Annotated in this window: 9 protein-coding genes; all 9 read left to right on the forward strand. The window is 45.4% G+C overall.

Going from position 1 to position 18,705, the window contains the following annotated elements:
• The first annotated feature begins 17 nt into the window (after positions 1-17).
• The 9 genes from BLR32_RS20995 to BLR32_RS21035 all read left to right on the forward strand — a co-directional run bounded on the left by BLR32_RS20995 (position 18) and on the right by BLR32_RS21035 (position 18,652).
• Positions 18-1,961 (forward strand): glycoside hydrolase family 97 protein, encoded by a 1,944-nt coding sequence (locus BLR32_RS20995; protein ID WP_089835074.1) that lies wholly within the window; start codon positions 18-20, stop codon positions 1,959-1,961.
• Positions 1,962-1,981: 20 nt separating this feature from the next.
• Positions 1,982-4,171 (forward strand): glycoside hydrolase family 3 C-terminal domain-containing protein, encoded by a 2,190-nt coding sequence (locus BLR32_RS21000; RefSeq protein WP_245705484.1) that lies wholly within the window; start codon positions 1,982-1,984, stop codon positions 4,169-4,171.
• Positions 4,172-4,173: 2 nt separating this feature from the next.
• A complete protein-coding gene (locus BLR32_RS21005) occupies positions 4,174-6,261 on the forward strand; it encodes a beta-galactosidase (protein WP_089834824.1) in 2,088 nt (695 codons plus the stop codon).
• A 28-nt stretch (positions 6,262-6,289) separates the two neighbouring features.
• On the forward strand, positions 6,290-6,580 hold the full coding sequence (locus tag BLR32_RS21010) for a hypothetical protein (protein ID WP_089834825.1): 291 nt from the start codon (positions 6,290-6,292) through the stop codon (positions 6,578-6,580).
• A gap of 65 nt (positions 6,581-6,645) precedes the next feature.
• Positions 6,646-8,601 carry a sialate O-acetylesterase gene (locus BLR32_RS21015; RefSeq protein WP_245705485.1) on the forward strand — a complete coding sequence of 652 codons (1,956 nt, stop codon included), beginning with the start codon at positions 6,646-6,648 and terminating at the stop codon, positions 8,599-8,601.
• A 391-nt stretch (positions 8,602-8,992) separates the two neighbouring features.
• Complete coding sequence (locus BLR32_RS21020; RefSeq protein ID WP_143011536.1) at positions 8,993-10,768, forward strand: hypothetical protein; 1,776 nt, start codon at positions 8,993-8,995, stop codon at positions 10,766-10,768.
• Positions 10,769-11,042: 274 nt separating this feature from the next.
• Positions 11,043-13,898, forward strand: a complete 2,856-nt coding sequence (locus tag BLR32_RS21025; RefSeq protein WP_089834827.1) for a TIM-barrel domain-containing protein — start codon at positions 11,043-11,045, stop codon at positions 13,896-13,898.
• A gap of 119 nt (positions 13,899-14,017) precedes the next feature.
• Positions 14,018-17,041, forward strand: coding sequence for a SusC/RagA family TonB-linked outer membrane protein (locus BLR32_RS21030; RefSeq protein WP_245705486.1), 3,024 nt, complete (start codon positions 14,018-14,020; stop codon positions 17,039-17,041).
• 18 nt (positions 17,042-17,059) lie between these two features.
• Complete coding sequence (locus tag BLR32_RS21035; protein WP_089834829.1) at positions 17,060-18,652, forward strand: RagB/SusD family nutrient uptake outer membrane protein; 1,593 nt, start codon at positions 17,060-17,062, stop codon at positions 18,650-18,652.
• Positions 18,653-18,705: the final 53 nt, after the last annotated feature.

Below are 18,705 nucleotides of genomic sequence, written 5' to 3' on the forward strand. Positions count from 1 at the left end.
ATACAAACATGGTGAATATGAAGTTTGCGATTGTCTCCGTTCTCTTTTTTTCTTTGTACGCTTTGCCGTCATTTGCGCAGAAGGCGGTGGTTCAATCGCCTGATCGGAGAATTAGTGTCGCCCTGTTCTCAGAACAAAATAATGATGTTGGAAGATGGTACATCAAAGCATCTTACAATAACAATGGAAAGATCTCAGACGCTATTCCACATATTGATCTGGGGCTTTTGCGTAGCGATCAGGATTTTTCAAAGGAGCTGAAATTCCTCAAAGCCGGTAAACCCACATTTATCCATGAACAATACACCGCATTGCATGGAAAGAGATCTGTTTGTACTAATTCGGCGAATGAAGTGATCTTTTCTTTTGAAAATCCTTCTAATACCAGGCTGAATGTTATTGTCAGGGCGTACAACGACGGTATTGCTTTCCGCTATGAGTTTCCGGAGAAGCAGGGTGAGTTTGTTGTAAAAGATGAACTGACCGCTTATTCCATTCCCAAAGAAACAACGCGTTGGATGGAAAAGTGGAATACCCCCAACGAAGAGTGTTACGATTCAATGAGCAATAATAACGTACAGGAAAAGGAATGGTCTTACCCGGCGCTTTTTAGATCGAAAGACAATTCCTGTTGGTTCCTGCTGCATGAAGCAGACGTGAACAGGAATTACTGCGGTACGAAGCTCAGTAATACAGCTGATGGATCAACATACAAGCTTACATTTCCGGATCCCAGGGACGGAAGAGGGCAGGGGGCATCGCAACCTACGATAACGCTTCCCTGGCAATCACCCTGGCGTGTGATAATGATAGGTACCCTGGCGGATATAGTAGCATCTACATTAGTGGATGATGTATCTGCACCTTCAGTGGTAAAGAATACTGACTGGATTAAACCCGGGATTGCCTCCTGGAATTACTGGTCGAGCAATCATGGCACAAAGGATTATAAAATCGTTTGTGAGTTTGCCGACCTGGCTGCCGAAATGGGCTGGCCTTATACCCTGCTTGACTGGGAATGGGATTCGATGAGCAACGGCGGCCATCTTGAAGATGCCCTTCAATACATTCAATCAAAAGGAGTGAAGCCATTGATGTGGTACAATTCAGGCGGCCCTCATACAAGTGTTAGCTCAACTCCCCGCGACAGGCTACTAACACATGAAAAGAGAGTGGAAGAATTTACACGGCTGAAAAAGCTGGGCGTTGCAGGTGTAAAAGTTGACTTTTTTGAGAGTGAGAAGCAGGATATGATCAGGTACTATCTCGATATCCTTGAGGATGCAGCTCAGTTTGAAATGATGGTTTATTTCCATGGTTGCCTGGTACCGCGGGGCTGGACAAGAACCTATCCAAATCTGATGACCAGCGAAGCTGTACGCGGGGCGGAGTGGTACAACTATGATCCCGTATTTACAACTGCGGCGCCGGTGCATAACACCATTCTTCCGTTTACACGTAATGTGGTTGGTCCGATGGATTACACACCCGTTACCTTTACTAATTCTCAAAATCCACATATTACTTCTTATGGGCATGAGCTGGCACTGAGTATTGTTTTTGAATCCGGTATCCAGCACCTGGCAGACCGCCCTGAAGGTTATCGTCAATTACCTGATGCAGCTAAAGCACTTTTAAAAGAGATTCCGGCAGCCTGGGATGATACGCGTTTGCTGAATGGGGATCCTGGTAATAATGTAGTGATTGCCCGCCGCAGGAACAATACATGGTTTATCGGCGGAATCAGTGCCGCCATGTATGAAAGAACGGAGAAGATCAGCTTCAGCTTTTTGCCGGAAGGTGTTAAATACAAGCTGACATTAATTAGTGATGGAAAGCATGATAAAGCGCTTACAACCCAATATTTAGTGGTGGACAGATCTAGTACTGTTGAAGTTGAAATGCTTCGCCGGGGCGGTTTTGCAGCAGTACTTTCCGATCCTGTTAAACTTAATAAATGAATGTATTGAATAGGAATTTGATGAAATCGAAAAAAGTAGTAAGACAATTTGTGCTCGTTTTGGCCGGTGTGATGACGGCAGGTATGGCTAGTGCGCAGCTTGTGGCAAACGACAGTAAGCAGGAGGAAAAGATCTCCTCATTGATCAGCCAGATGACGCTGTCGGAAAAAGTTAGCCTACTGCATGCAAATTCAAAATTTTACGTGTCAGGAATAAAAAGATTAGGTATTCCTGAATGGGCATTGAGCGATGGGCCTCATGGGGTGCGCGCAGAAATAAACCGGCACGACTGGGCTTATGCCGGATGGACCAATGATGCTGCCACCTGTTTTCCTCCGGGTACAGCCCTGGCAGCTACCTGGAATCCTAAACTCGCCTATGAGCGCGGAATTGTATTGGGCGAAGAAGCCCGTTCCAGGGGAAAGGATATTTTACTCGGGCCCGGTATCAATATTATCCGGTCGCCGCTCTGTGGAAGGAATTTCGAGTACATGAGCGAAGACCCGTTCCTTATTTCAAGAATGGCGGTTGCCTATATCAAAGCATTGCAATCAAAAGATGTAGCGGTGAGCGTAAAACACTGGCTTGCTAATAACCAGGAAACGCATAGAGATTCTATTGATGTGCATATGAGCGAAAGAGCATTGCGTGAAATTTATTTACCTGGATTTAAAGCGTCTGTAACCGAGGGAGGTGCTTACACGGTAATGGCCGCATACAATAAGTTCAGAGGGGACTGGTGTGCTGAGAATGAATACCTTGATAGGGAGATCCTTCGTGAAGAGTTTGGTTTTAAGGGAGTTTTGATGACCGACTGGGCGGCCGCACATTCAACAATAAAAGCCGCTTTAAACGGTCTGGATCTGGAAATGGGAACGGATAAAAAGGATTATAACGAATGGTATTTCGCCGATCCATTGATCCGCGCAGTAGAAGAAGGCAAGATCTCTGTGGCTGTTGTTGATGAAAAGGTGGCCAATGTACTGCGTGTGATGATGAAGACAAAGATGTTTGATGAAGAAAAGCGGGAAAAAGGGAAGATGAATACGCCGGAGCATCAGCAAGCCGCATATAACGATGCCGCTGAAGCGGCCGTGTTATTACAAAACAATGGAAACATACTTCCGCTGAACTTCAATAAAATAAAGTCCATTGCGATTATTGGAGATAATGCTACACGTAAGCATTGCAATGGCGGCCTTAGCTCTGAAATAAAAGCCCTGTACGAAATTACTCCGCTTGACGCTATCCGGAAAAAGTTTGGCGCTACAGTGAAAATAAATTTCGCGCAAGGATATGAAAAGCAATCCACTTTCAAAGAAGGCAGCAATGCCGGACAAACAAGCTCAGATATGGTTGACTGGAAGCTGATTGATGAAGCGGTGAAAGTGGCAAAGGAGTCAGAAGCAGTGATCATTTTCGGAGGGTTGAATCATGATTTTGATACAGAATCTTTCGATAAGCAAAATATGGATCTGCCTTATGGACAGGATGTTCTGATCCGTGAAGTGGCCAAAGCAAATCCTAATACAGTGGTTGTTATTATTGCCGGTTCACCGGTAAAACTATCAGGGATTGTTTATCGTGTACCTGCCATACTGTGGTCATGGTTTGGTGGAATGGAGGCCGGAAATGCCGTTGCCGATCTGCTGAGCGGTAAAGTAAATCCATCCGGTAAGCTGCCATTCACATTGCCCGTGTCCCTGGATCAATCGCCCGCTCATGCATTAGGTAATTTCCCGGGGAGGAATCTTCAGGTAAATTATGAAGAGGATATTTTAGTAGGCTACCGTTGGTTTGCAACAAAGAAAATTGTTCCTCAATTCCCGTTTGGGTATGGACTTTCATATACCGGTTTTTCAATAAGCCATTTTTCTACGGATAAAACCAGCTATAGAAAAGGAGAAACCATCCATGCAAAGTGTACCGTAAAAAATACGGGTTCCCGGTATGGAGCAGAAGTGGCACAGCTCTATGTCAGCGATCCGGTTTGTTCTGTTTTGCGTCCCGAAAAAGAGCTGAAGGCTTTTGAGAAAGTTTTTCTGCATCCCGGCGAATCAAAAACGCTTGAGCTTAATGTAAAAGTCGCTGATCTGGCTTTTTATGATGAAGCTGGAAAAGCATGGAATGTGGAACCAGGTGAATTTGTATTACACATTGGCAATTCATCAAACAATGTTTCAGGATCGGTAAAAATTTTGGTTAAATAGAGATGAATAAATACACTGTACCTGTTATTATAGCCATTTTGATCTCGGTATTGACCGCAACTGCACAGGTGGGCAATCGGTTCTTTCCTGAGAAAGATCTTATAACAACCGGCATCTATTATTATCCCGAGCATTGGAATGAAAGTCAATGGGAACGGGATATAAAGAAAATCGCCGGTATGGGCTATGAGTTTGTGCACCTGGCCGAATTTGCCTGGTTCAAAATGGAACCACAAGAGGGCAAATTTGAATTTGACTGGCTCGACAAGGTGGTAGGCCTCTGCGCTAAATATAATCTGAAAGTGCTGATGTGTACACCTTCCGCGGCCACGCCGGTTTGGATGAGGACTAATTATCCAGAAACTTTTGTCATGGATGGTCATTACATCCGTAGCGAGCATGGCACACGGGGATTAGGGTCAATCGTTAATCCGGTCTATCGCAGATTTGTAGAAAAAATAGTCACAGAAATGGCCAGGCATTATGGTCACAATGAGAATGTGATTGGTTGGCAGCTCGATAATGAGCCTGATGCGAAACCTGATTATAGTCCTTCCTCACAGGAAGCTTTCAGGCAATGGCTAAAGAAAAAATACCAAACCATTGAGGCATTGAATGCTGCCTGGGGAACAGCCTTCTGGAGTCAGTGGTACAGTGATTTTGATCAGATCATTATTCCGAATACCAGCCTGGTTGGATGGTGGGGCAATAATCCCCATGCCTTGCTTGATTTTAAAAGGTACTCTGCAGACGCCCAGGCAGAATTCCTCGATTTTGAGGCAGCCATATTACGGAGTCATATTTTGAAGGAGCAGTTTGTGACGACCAATTATACGGCCGTTTCTACAGGTGCTGATCCCCGGCGAACAAATAAGCTTGATTTTGCTACTTATACCGCTTATCCGAATGGCGGCAGCGATAATATCGGAGAGCAGGGTTTTCGTTTGGGTAATGGTAAGGTAATTCTCTTTGCTGCCGAATACTACAAAACAACAGGTGGCGTATCTGGCGTAATGGAAATTCAGCCTGGCCCGGTAAACTGGGGCAGTTATAACCCGCTGCTTTTACCAGGTACCGTGCGTATGTGGCTGTACCACACCTTTGCTGCAGGCGGAAAGCTAGCCAGTTCCTACCGGTTCCGCCAGATAAATTATTCCGCGGAGCAGTACCATGCCGGTGTGATACAACCAGACGGTATAACCCCTTCGGAAGGGGGTGAGGAGTATATGCAATTCACCAAAGAAATAAAAGAGCTGCGGAAAAAATATAAACCAGGTGTGACCATGCCTGCAAAACTGGCTGCCCGGTCAACAGCCATTCTCTGGAACCTGGAAAATTACTGGACGCTTGACAGGCAAAAACAAACCTGGCAATGGGACACCTGGAATTACCCGGTTAAATTCCTTGAAATAGCAAAATCATTCGGCGCGCCGGCAGATGTGATCCCGGAAACTGCTGATCTGTCGAAATACAGGGTTGTAATAATCCCGGCATACGAAATGGCCGATAGTGCTTTGGTAAAGAAATGGAGTGAATACGCTGCTAATGGTGGGCATTTGATCATTACCTGTCGTACCGCAACCAAAGACCGCATGGGACATTTCTGGGAAGCGGAATGGGCCGCACCCATATCCGGACTTATAGGAGCACATGTGAAGGCAACCGATATGCTTTCTAATAACGGCAAAGGAGATATCCTTATGAGATCAGCCCATTACCGCTGGAACAACTGGGCCGATCTGCTGGCGCCGGATAAAAGCACGGAAGCACTTGCTGTATTTGACAATCAGTTCTATAAAGGAAAAACAGCGGTAGTAAAACATAAAGTTGGTAAAGGCACTGTAACCTATATTGGTGTGGATACGGATGATGCAAAACTGGAACAGGACGTACTGCGCGACATTTATACCGGTGCAGGAGCTACTACCGAAAATTATCCGCCTGGTATATATGTTTATTGGCGGGATGGCTTTTATGTAGCGGTAAATTATTCTTCGGATAACTATACCATGAACATGCCTGGAACAGCCAGTATTATCATAGGTGAAAAAATATTGCAACCTGGCGGTGTGTTGGTCTGGAACGAATAATTATAAGAAAGGTAAAAAAGGCTTAACGATGAAAAATGTAATGCTATTGACGTTCCTGTTTGCTGCCATTTCAGGAACACTGATTGCCCAGACAGCAAACCAGAAGAAGCTGGCCATGCAGGAACGGGTAATTAATATTGACTTCAACAAAACAGCCGGGAAGCTGAATACTATGTTTAATGAGTGTGTGGGCGCAGGCCGGGCCAACGAAGGGTTACGGGCAGATTGGCAACAGCAAACTGTAGTTAACCGGATGTTTTCACACAAGTACCTAAACGAAATTAAATTCTATGAGAAGAACTTACTCCACTTTCACTAAGAAGCTCATCGTTCATTGACAAATCTTTAAGAAACAGACATGATTAAAACAAAATGAATAATACAATGAGATGCCGGATTCGAACTTCGCTGCTATTCTTCGCAGCCCTCTTTATTTCCCAAACATTTATTTATGCTCAGGTCAGTTTGCCACATGTATTTGGCGATAGCATGGTTTTGCAGAGAGGTGTCAAAATTCCGGTTTGGGGTAATTCAAGTCCCGGTGCTCTAATCGTTGCAAAGCTTGGTAACGTGCGGGCAACAGCGAAAGCTGATCATCTGGGGAAATGGCAGCTCAGATTTCCTGTGTTTAAAGCTGGAGGGCCTTATGTACTCGAAGTTGCAGAATCGGGAAAACCGGACCTTGCGATCAAGCTGAAAGGTATTCTTATCGGCGATGTGTGGCTGGCTTCCGGCCAGTCAAACATGGAATGGCAGGTGCAGCAAGCAAAAGATGCAGGTAAGGAAATAGCAAATGCCAATTTTCCGCAAGTGAGGTTTTTGGTAGTTGAACATAGTAAACAGGTAAAACCTCAAACCAATATTTCAGCCGGAAAATGGAAAGTTTGTGATACGGGAAATGTGAAAGAGTTTTCTGCAGTTGCTTACTATTTTGCCCGTAAAATTCACCGGGATCAAAAGGTTCCTGTTGGCATTATTCAAAGTACCTGGGGAGGCACACCCATAGAAGCATGGACAAGCAGGGAGATGCTGCTTACATCGCCGATCACCAGGGAAAAAACGCTTAGCAATGATACGTTGGCTCCGGATCGTGAAGATTTTGTACAGGACAGTCTGAATCAGATACGCTTGTGGAATATGGTGTATAATCCGCAAAATAATGCGGATAAGATAGTGCCCGCCGTGGAATATGATGATGCCGATTGGACGACCGTTGAAATGCCAAATGTGCTAAAGGATTTTGGAATTGGTTATTATGAAGGAGTGGTCTGGCTGAAAAGAAAAATTACATTGCCTCCATCATTTAATCAAAAAGATATAACCATCAACCTTGGGCATCCTGAGATGAATTATTCACTTTACTTTAATGGCCAGGAAATATGTAAGAATGTATGGTATTCCAATGCAACGCATGCTTATACCATTCCCGCCAACATGGTAAAGAGCGGAGAAAATACTATTGCTGTCAGAATAGCCATGTTATGGGGCGGAGGTGGTTTGAGCCCGTTAGATGATATTTATATTGCCGATGGTTCATCTAAAATTTCTCTAAAGGGAAAATGGATATATAAAAAGGATCTCGAAGGCGCGCTACCTAAAATACTCAACTACCAGTATTATCCCACGGTGCTCTTTAATACTATGATAAACCCGGTTATTCCTTTTGGTATTAAAGGATTTATCTGGTACCAGGGTGAGGCGAATGCCGCAGCTGCCTATGATTATCGGACATTGTTTCCCATGCTGATTGCGGATTGGAGAAAACGCTGGCGGCAGGGCGATCTTCCGTTTTTATTTGTTCAGTTGGCCAATTACATGAAAACAAAACCGCTTCCATCAGAAAGTGAATGGGCCGAATTGAGAGAAGCACAAACGCTGACACTATCGCAGCCCAATACAGGCATGGCCTGCGTTATTGATATTGGAGAAGCGAATGATATTCATCCGAAGAATAAACAGGAAGTGGGCCGCCGCCTGGCTTTAGTTGCCAATAAAATGGTGTACAAGCAAGCATGCATCGCATCGGGCCCAAGGTATAAAAATTATAAAAAAGAAGGCAATCGCATTCGCATCAGCTTTACAAACATTGGCACAGGTCTTTCCACGAAAGATGGAAAGGAAGTCGCGGGTTTTGCCATTGCTGGTAAAGACAAGCAATTTTATTGGGCAAAAGCGATCATCGAAGGCAATGAAGTGATTATTTATGCTGATAAAGTCGCCGAACCTGTAGCTGTACGATATGCCTGGGCAGACAATCCGGAATGCAACCTGATAAATTCAGCAAACTTGCCGGCTGTTCCTTTCAGGACGGATGAATGGAAGGGGATTACTCAGAAATAAGCCAAACACACTAATGCGCATGTTACTTCTGAACGGAAGATTAAGGGAGAATCAGGCTACCTCGAGCGAATCTCTACTATACTCAAGTACATCATTGTGGTAGGTCGGTCTAAGGCAATGCTTAAAGCAGCAAAAAAACAAACTATGTCTTAGATTAGCTGCTTATTGATCTTAAAATGAATGTCGAAAATGAAAACAATTCGACTGTAGGAGCCAAGGTAGTGTAAATCTGGATGCTTGTTTATTGATTATAAATAAATAATATATTTGCTTTTCAATTCCTTCGTTCATATCTTGTTCCCCGAAACATAATTGTACAATATACCATGAAATAAATAGGTGCCGCCTATAGCCCTGGGATCTTATTATTTATCATATACCTAAATCACAAATGAAAACATTCAGTCTTTTGTTGGCCTCCATTGGTCTTAGTATGACCTGTTTTGCTCAGAAGCCAACTATTAAATGGGGGGAAGAATTTAAATTGCGTAAAGGCAGTAGCGACCTTGAAGTAATATCGGTAGACAAATCCGGCGCCTATCTGCAGGAAAGTCACCAGGCCCTGAAAAGTTATTTTGTAGTAGGCGCTAGCATGCGCGAATCCGCGTCTCTTGTAAAAGTGGATAAGAATTTAACTGAAGTATTCCGCAACGATTTCAACAAGGAGTTGAGAGGTAAGGAGTTTGAACAGTTCTTCCCATTTGAAGATAAATTATTTCTGATTTCATCTGATTACAGCCGTCGCGACAAGACAAAGGCTGTTTACGCTTCTGCGGTGAACAAAAGCACCGGAGAGCTCACCGGGGAATTCAAAGAAGTAGCCATCTTTCAGAAAGAAGAAAAGAAGGATGATATTGATTTTAAAATCACCTACAATGCAGACAGTACCAAGATCATATTGGTGAGTAGTATAAAAGGAAAGGAAAGAAATGAATACACGGTGCAGGAATTTGATAAAAATTTCAAAAAAATCGGTAAGCCGGTAGTGCTTACAAATGAATTTGAAGCAAAGAAATATCAGCTTCAGGATTTACTATACCTGGGCAATAATAAGATTCTGCTTGTTGGACGGGTGTATGAATATGAAGAAGGTAAAAGGAAGAAAGCGAAATTCCTGGATTTCACCAATTATAACATCCGCCTGTATGACGAAAAAGGAAAGCAACAGGCAGAGATCAACACCACTGTCAATGGTAAATGGTTGAACAGTACTAAAGTGGTACAGGAAAAGAACAATGACCTTGTACTGGCTGCGTTCTACAGCAATACCAAAAAAGGTAAGACCATTGATGGTTTGCTGGTGCAAAGGATCAATATAAATGACGGCACAGTTCTCTCGACTAGTGATAAAGCGATTAATAATTCTCTTTTAACTGCAGACAATGATGATGATGATGATAAGGATGATGATAAAGATGATGATGACAAAGAGGAGAGAAAGGAAAGAGAGAGGTTGAATAAACTGAAAGATGAAGGAGAAGGGTTCTCCAAATACATGCAGTTCAGGAACATTTTTTATACCCCTGACAATGGACTGGTTATTCTGGCAGAACAATATAAAGAATATGTAACGGTCTCACACAGTACAAGTTCGGCAGGCGCTGGTGCTGGTGCTATAATGGGAGGCGGAAGCACCACGACTACATATCATTACAATTCCGGCGATCTGATGATGTGTAAGATCGATGCCGGAGGGAATATCGGCTGGCTGGAGATCCTTCCTAAGGATCAGCGGGAAGTAATATCGATGACGGGTTCTTCTTCCGGTATGGGTATGGGTTTTGGTGGTTTGGGCCTTGGTCTCAGCTACAGTTATACCGGATACTTTGATGAAGGAAACAGGCCTTTTTATTCAGGCTTTGGTGCTATGCAAACAGATGGTAATATTCAGGTCATCTTTAATGATAGTCCAAAAAATATTGGCGTTACACAGGCGGGCCAGAAGGCAAAAAGGATCAACCGTTATGCCAAGTCTGATTGTTATGTGCTAAATATCGATGCGGTATCTGGTAAACTTGGAAGAAAACAGTTCTTTTCCAATACGGATGTGCCTACAGCGATGCCTCGTTTAGGGTCTATCATCAATAATGAGATGTATCTGGTAGGTAAAACAGACCGTATGTTTGGAAAAACCAAAATTGCGATAGCAAAGATTACAGTGAAGTAATATTGCTTGTTATATAAGTAATCAGGAGATCGGACCTGTTACGGTCAAAATCATTCATGAAGAGACCGCGTATCACCGATCCTCAGAAACAAAAAAGCCTTCAGATGTATTTCTGAAGGCTTTTTTGTTTCTGAGGGTAACTAGCTCGCCACTCTATGAGTGAAAGAAATTGAAAATCAGTTGTTTGTAACATTTAACCCCCTAATTTGAAACATTCAACCGCCTGCTTTCAAACCGCCGGGTAATAGCTTTACAGCATTTCTAATCCACGTGTATGAACTTGAAATTGCTGCTGTTTAGCCTGTTGGCTTCTGCGTTTTTGAATGACTTATGGGCAATTCCGCCCACATATGTCAAACTTCCGGATGGCGTAATGCTTTTTACAGACCCTTTGCTTACGGGCTCTCCGAATGCCGTTAAGCTGGAAGTGATTGCTGACAATATCATAAGAGTGATCGCAGCTCCTGGAAAGGAGATCACGCCCGGTAACAGCCTGATCACCGTTTACAAAAAAAAGCCGGGACTTAGCTGGAATGTGATCCCCTCCAAAGAAAGCCTCATACTCAAAACGTCTAAATTAATCGCTACGATCAACCGAAAAACAGGGGCCGTTACTTTCACGGATCTTACCGGTAAAAAGATACTGGCTGAAAAACAGCCATTCGGAAGAAGTTTTCAATCCGTTGTATTTGACGGCAAGCGGTCTTACACGCTGACGCAAACCTTTCAGGGAACGGGCGATGATGCATGGTATGGATTGGGCCAGCACCAGGATGGAATAATGAATTACCGTGGGCAGCAGGTTACTTTCTTCCAGAACAATACGGAAGTAGCCATCCCTTTTTTAATATCCAATAAGAACTATGGCATTCTGTGGGATAATTATTCCCTGACCAGGGCCGGCGATGTAAGGCCGCTTCACCCGCTTTCCTCTATGCAGCTTTTTTCAAAGCAGGGAGAACCGGGCTGGCTTACCGCCACCTATTCCAACAATATGCATAAGCCGCAGGAGATAAGTACGGAAAGAGCAGAGGCAAATATTAATATGGAGTTCCTGGGAGAATCAAAGATCCGGCTTCCCCGGGAATTTACACCTGCTACGGGCATGGTAACCTGGGAAGGGAGCCTTGGCAGCCACCTGTCAGGCCTGCACCAGTTCCGGTTCACCTACGGCGGCTCGCTGAAAGTGTGGCTGGATGGAAAGCTTGTTTTGAACCATTGGCGGAAGGCTTGGAACCCTGCGTCTGCAGTGTTGCCGTGGAATTTCAAAGAAGGAGAGAAAATACCTGTTAAAATCGAATGGACACCGGAAGGAGCTGAGTCCTACCTCTCTCTGAAATGGCAGGAGCCATTGAGCCAGGACGAGCAAAACAGTTTTGGCTTTTGTTCGGAAGCCGGCCGGCAGGTTGATTACTACTTCGTTTACGGGAGCGATATGGATGAGGTGATCTCAGGTTACCGGGATCTTACAGGTAAGGCGCCTATTGTACCAAAATGGGCATTGGGTTTTTGGCAAAGCCGTGAGCGATATAAAACACAGGACGAGATCCTTACCACGGTTGATGAATTCCGTAAAAGAAAGATCCCGCTGGACAATATTGTGCTGGATTGGAGCTATTGGAGGGAAGCCGAATGGGGCAGCCAGGAGTTTGACGAAAAGCGTTTTCCTGCTCCCGACAGCATGATCGGTGTGCTGCATGAAAAATACAACACCCAGATCATGATTTCGGTATGGCCTAAATTTTATGAAGGCATATCAGCGTACAACAAGTTTGACAGGAACGGCTGGCTCTATAAACGAAATATAGCCGACCAGCAAAGGGATTGGATTGGCCAGGGATATGTATCTACTTTTTACGATGCCTTTAATAAAGATGCCCGGAAAGGATTCTGGGACCTGATCAATGATAAGATCTACAGTAAAGGAATTGATGCCTGGTGGATGGATGCCAGTGAGCCGGACATTCTCTCTAACGTAAGCCCCGAAAAAAGAAAGCTGCAAATGACTCCTACCGCTTTAGGCAGCGCAGCCGAATTTCTGAATGCCTATCCCCTGCAGAATGCAAAAGGGATCTATGAAGGGCAGCGTTCAACAGATCCCGGTAAAAGGGTTTTCCTGCTCACACGTTCAGGATTTGCAGGTTCACAACGCTACGCAGCAGCTATATGGAGCGGTGATATTGGCTCCACCTGGCAGGATATGAAAGCGCAGATAACCGCAGGGCTGAATTTCTCTATGTCAGGGCTGCCCTACTGGACCATGGACATAGGCGGTTTTGTAGTGCCCGCAAAATTTGAAAAACCGGATGCAGAGAACCTGGAAGAATGGAGGGAGCTGATGACCCGCTGGTCGCAGTTTGGCGCATTTGCTCCGTTGTTCCGTTCCCACGGTCAATTCCCTTACCGCGAAGTATTTAATACAGCCCCGGAGGATCATCCTGCCTATAAAAGTTTTCTTTATTACGATAAGCTGCGTTACCGTTTGCTTCCCTACATCTATTCACTGGCGGGGTGGGGTTACCATAATGACTATACGATCATGCGGGGCCTTGCTATGGACTTTGCGGCAGATACCGCTGTATTGAACATCGGGGACCAATATATGTTCGGCCCTGCGCTGCTGGTAAATCCCGTGTGTGAATACAGGAAAACGGAGCGTGCGCTATACCTGCCCCAATGTGCCGGCTGGTATAATCTCTATTCCGGAAAATGGTATGCCGGCGGTCAGAAGATTATTGCCGAAGCGCCTTATGAACGGATGCCGCTATTTGTAAAAGCCGGATCCATACTGCCTTTCGGACCCGAATTGCAATATACTACGGAAAAACAGCCCGATACCGTCACATTGAACATTTACACCGGCGCAGATGCCTCCTTTAACCTGTATGAAGATGAAGGAGCCAATTACAATTACGAAAAAGGCGCTTTTTCCATTATACCGGTACAGTATAACGAGGCAACAGGAACCGTTACCGTCGGGGACCGGAAGGGATCATTCAATGGAATGCTGCAGAAAAGAACGTTCCGTATAAATATGATAACGCCTGGTAAAACCAGGGGCCTGGATTCTGATACAACATGCGATAAGGAAGTAGTTTATGAAGGTAAACATCTAAGTATCAAAAAATAGCCAATTTTAAATTCACACGTATGAAGTCAGCCAAAATTATTCGCTTGCGAATATTGCTGCTCTGGGGGACAATCATGATTTTTACCCAAAGCAAAAACGTTTTTGCCCAAACCGCAAAAGTGACCGGGACCATAACAAGCCAAAGCACATCCGCCCCGGTTCCGGGCGCGTCCATTAATGTGAAGAATACCCAAACCTCCGCCATTGCGGATGAATCGGGAAAGTTCTCCATTAATGCATCCACCGGCGATGTGCTGGTGATTACTTCAGTAGGATTCATTGCGAAAGAAGTGAAGGTTGAATCGCCGGAACTAAGGATCCAGTTGCAGGAATCGGAGAACCAGCTGGAGAATATAGTGGTGATCGGTTACGGCACACAGAAGAAAAAGCTGGTAACAGGCGCCAACATACAGGTAAAAGGCTCCGATATTCAAAAGCAGAATACCACCAATGCAATGCAGGCTTTGCAGGGGCAGGCGCCGGGTGTACAGATCACCTCGTATTCAGGGCAGCCCGGTTCAGGCATGAATGTAATTATCCGTGGTAAGGGTACGGTGGGTAATTTTTCTCCGCTGTATATTGTTGATGGCGTTCAGACCGGTGATATTTCATACCTGAATCCCGCGGACATTGAATCCATTGACATCCTGAAGGATGCCGCTTCTGCTGCTATTTACGGTTCCCAGGCGGCCAATGGCGTTATCCTGGTTACCACCCGCTCAGGAAAGAATAATCAGAAAGCGCAGGTAACACTGGATGCTTTTTACGGCGCCCAGAACGTTGCACGTAAAGCAAAGCTGCTGAATGCAAAAGAGTATGCCACCATTATAAATGAAGCGGCTGTAAACTCGGGTAAAGCGCCTTATTTCAGCAATGACGTAATTAACAATCTGCCGGTAAATACCAATTGGATGGATGAGATGTTTAAGAGCAATGTACCCACCCAGAACTATGTGCTGGGCGTACAGGGCGGTGGCGCCGGTTCAGCCTATTCCCTGTCACTGGGATATACAGGCCAGGGTGGTATTGTAGGCGGTTCCAATATTTCTAACTTCGAGCGCTATACGTTCAGGATAAACTCAGACCACAACTTATACCAGAATATCATCAAGGTAGGCGAGCATCTTACGTTCAATTACCAGAACACGCATGGGATTCTGGTAGATGGCCAGTACAACAACACTTTACGCAGTGCTTTCAGTACAAGCCCTTTCCTGCCCATGTATGACGCGAACGGCAATTATTTCAGCAGCGACCAGAAAGGCTGGTATCCGGGAAAACCTGATCAATCATGGAACAATACAGAATCCAACCCATATGGAGTAATGGATTATACTACGCGTAACCGTAACAGCTCACAGGGCTTATTTGGCGATGTATATATACAAGCTGAGCCCATTAAGGGATTAAAGTTCCGCTCCAGCCTGGGGGTGAATTATACCTCTAATCAAAGCCATGGTTATACGCCGGTTTATCACCTCTCTATTTATTCATTTAACGATACTTCCAAGGTAAGCCAGTCAATGGGCAACGGGCTAACCCTTCAGTTCGATAATTTGCTGAGCTATGATTTTAATGTGGCTAATGACCATCACTTCAGCGTAATGGCCGGCAGTTCTTCGCTGAAAACAAAAACGGTGAATATCAGTGGTAATAACTGGTACCTGCGCGTGGCCGATCTGCAGCATGCCTACCTTTCCGTGGCCCAAAATGTGGACAGGGGCGCGCCTTACATGAGCATTAGCGGGGGACCGACTGAAAATGCTTTGCTGTCTTATTTCGGCAGGCTGCAATATGATTTCCGTGAAAAATATCTGCTGAATATCACCTTCCGGTCTGATGGGTCATCAAGATTTGCGCCCGGGCACCGCTGGGGATATTTCCCTTCTGTATCGGCAGGATGGGTGACCTCTATGGAGAGCTTTATGCAGGACGCTCACTGGCTGAATTTCCTGAAGATCCGCGGCAGCTGGGGCCGGGTAGGTAATCAGAATGTGGCGGCTTATCAATATTTGTCTCCCATCAGCTTTAGTAATACGGCCTATATCTTCGGACCCGTTGAAGGGGCAAATACGCAGGGTGCCTTCCCAAGCCGCATCGCTAATCCTGATGTAAAATGGGAAACCTCCGAACAGACCAATATCGGCTTTGATGCTACCGTGCTGAAAAGACTGAACATAACATTTGATTATTATAACAAGAAAACAAAAGACTGGTTAATTACCGTACCCATTCTGGCCACTGCCGGCGCTGATGCGCCGCTGATCAACGGCGGCGATGTAACGAATAAAGGCGTTGAGCTGGCGCTCAATTACCAGAACAGCATTGGTAAGGACTTCAATTATTCAGTTGGTATTAACGGCGCCTATAACAGGAACCGGATCGGGAATATTCCTACAAATGATCATGTGCTGCATGGCAATACCAATGTGCTGTATGCCAATGCCGGTGAGTTTTACCGCGCAGCAAACGGTGAGCCGGTAGGTTATTTCTGGGGATATAAAACAGACGGTATTTTTCAAACTGCAGAGGAAGTACAGGCCTATAAAGGTAAAACAGGTACACCCATTCAGCCCACCGCCCTGCCGGGAGATATCCGTTATGTGGATCTGAATGGCGATGGCACCATTGATGCTAACGATAAGACCAAGATCGGCGACCCTAATCCTAACCTCACATTTGGTTTTAACGTAGCGCTGGGCTATAAAGGTTTTGATCTGTTCATACAGGCGTCCGGTGTTTCCGGCAATCAGCTGGTGCAGTCCTGGAGAGGCCCGGGTGGTTTCGGAAACTATACTACTGAGGTGCTGCAGCGCTGGCATGGCCCTGGAACTTCCAACAGGATCCCCAGGGTAACGGAAGATGGCGTGAACTGGGCGCAGTTCTCTGACCTGTATATCTATGATGGGAAATTCCTCCGTATCAGCACCATTACGCTTGGTTATGATTTTGCACGCCTGGTTAAGAAAAGCTACCTGGGCAGGTTAAGAGTATATGGCTCTGTGCTGAATGCGTTCACCATTACCGGTTACAAGGGAATGGATCCGGAAGTTGGATATAATGAAGGCTTTTCATCCGGCGTGGACCTTGGATATTATCCCAGGCCCAGGACATACATGGTTGGGGCAAACATCCGCTTTTAAACTAAAAAAGAATCAGCAATGAAAAACTTAAGAATATATATACTATCAGCTGCATTGTTATCACTGGTAGCCTGTAGTAAGAGCTTCCTGGACACGGAAGATGTAACTTCCGCCACTGAGCAGAACTTTTATAAAACACCGGACGACGCCTGGAAAGCGCTGGTAGGCGTGTATGATGGATTACAGCGCATTTGGTCTGGCGGCTTTGCTTTTCCGGTAGCATCTGTAGTGATGTCTGACGAAGCATTTGGCGGCGGCGGCAATGCAGATGGATTCGGGCTTCAGATGATAGACGAATTTGACAAGCTTCGCTCACCTTCCGATCAGAATATGTTTGGCGATACCTGGGCCCTTTATTACAAGGCTATTTACCGCGCCAATATGCTTTTGCTGCATATGGATGGGGTGGATTGGAAAGGGAATGACGATTTACGCAAGACCTACGAAGCGGAAACAAAGTTTATACGCGCATACTGCTATTTTGATATGGTCAGGCTGTTTGGAAATGTTCCGCTGATCACAAAACCTACTACGGATAATGTACCGCAGACCAGTGTAGACAGCGTTTATAAGCTGATCGCAGATGATCTGAAATTTGCGGCAGCTAACCTGCCTGCCATCAGCTACGGCGGCCAGGATGCCGCTACCCGCGGACGCGTAACCAAATGGGCCGCCGAATCTTTGATAGGCCGTGTATTCCTTTATTATACCGGCGCTTATAACAAAGCAGACCTGGTAGGAGAGGTGTCAAAAGCACAGGTGCTTGCTTACCTGGAAGATGTTATTAACAACGGAGGATTTGGTTTGGTGGAAAAATTTGCCAATTTATGGCCTGCCGCTTCTCTCAATAATTACGTAGGAGAAGATAATAAGGAAACCGTGTTTGCCATCAAATACACCTATACCAGTAATTGGAACGGTAATGTGGATGGCAATAACTGGCTGGTAATGTATGGCATCCGTATTCAGAGTATTTACCCGTATGGAATGGGCTGGGGCGGCGCCACCGTGAACCCTAAGCTCTGGGATGCCTACGCGCCGGGCGACAGCCGGAGGAGCGCCTCTATTATTTCTATAAAGGATGAAGGGCTTGATTTTCAGAATATAAAAGATCAAAGGGAGTATACAGGCTACTGCATTAAAAAATATACACCCATGGCTGATGCAGCAGGTAGAAGCCTGGCGGAAAAAATGGGCGGTGTGAGCTTCATGATCAGCCAGTATCAGGATTATGTATCTATCCGTTACGCGGATGTATTGCTGATGGCCGCCGAATTAGGTGCTGCCGGTGCACAGAACTACTTTGATGATGTGCGCAAAAGAGCATTGGGCGCCAGCTTTGTGCAGCTCCCGGTAACTCAGGCAAATATTATGAATGAAAGGAAGCTTGAGTTTGCAGGAGAAGGGATCCGCTACTGGGATCTGCTTCGCCAGGGCATAAACGTTGCAGCAACCGCCATTGCCGGATCAGTGACCGTTCAAAACGGCGGTGTGAATACAACCAAAGCCATTCTGGCATCAAAGGTCACAGAAACAAAAGGCCTGGTGCAGATACCTTATGCCCAGATCACATTGTCTAATAACGTATTGAAACAAAACGCAGGATGGTAAAAGGCTTATAGGAATCATTTACCAGGGGGCTGGTTGGCAACATTCCGGCCCCC

It is taken from the genome of Chitinophaga filiformis (genome assembly GCF_900102545.1).
GTDB classification, from domain to species: domain Bacteria; phylum Bacteroidota; class Bacteroidia; order Chitinophagales; family Chitinophagaceae; genus Chitinophaga; species Chitinophaga filiformis.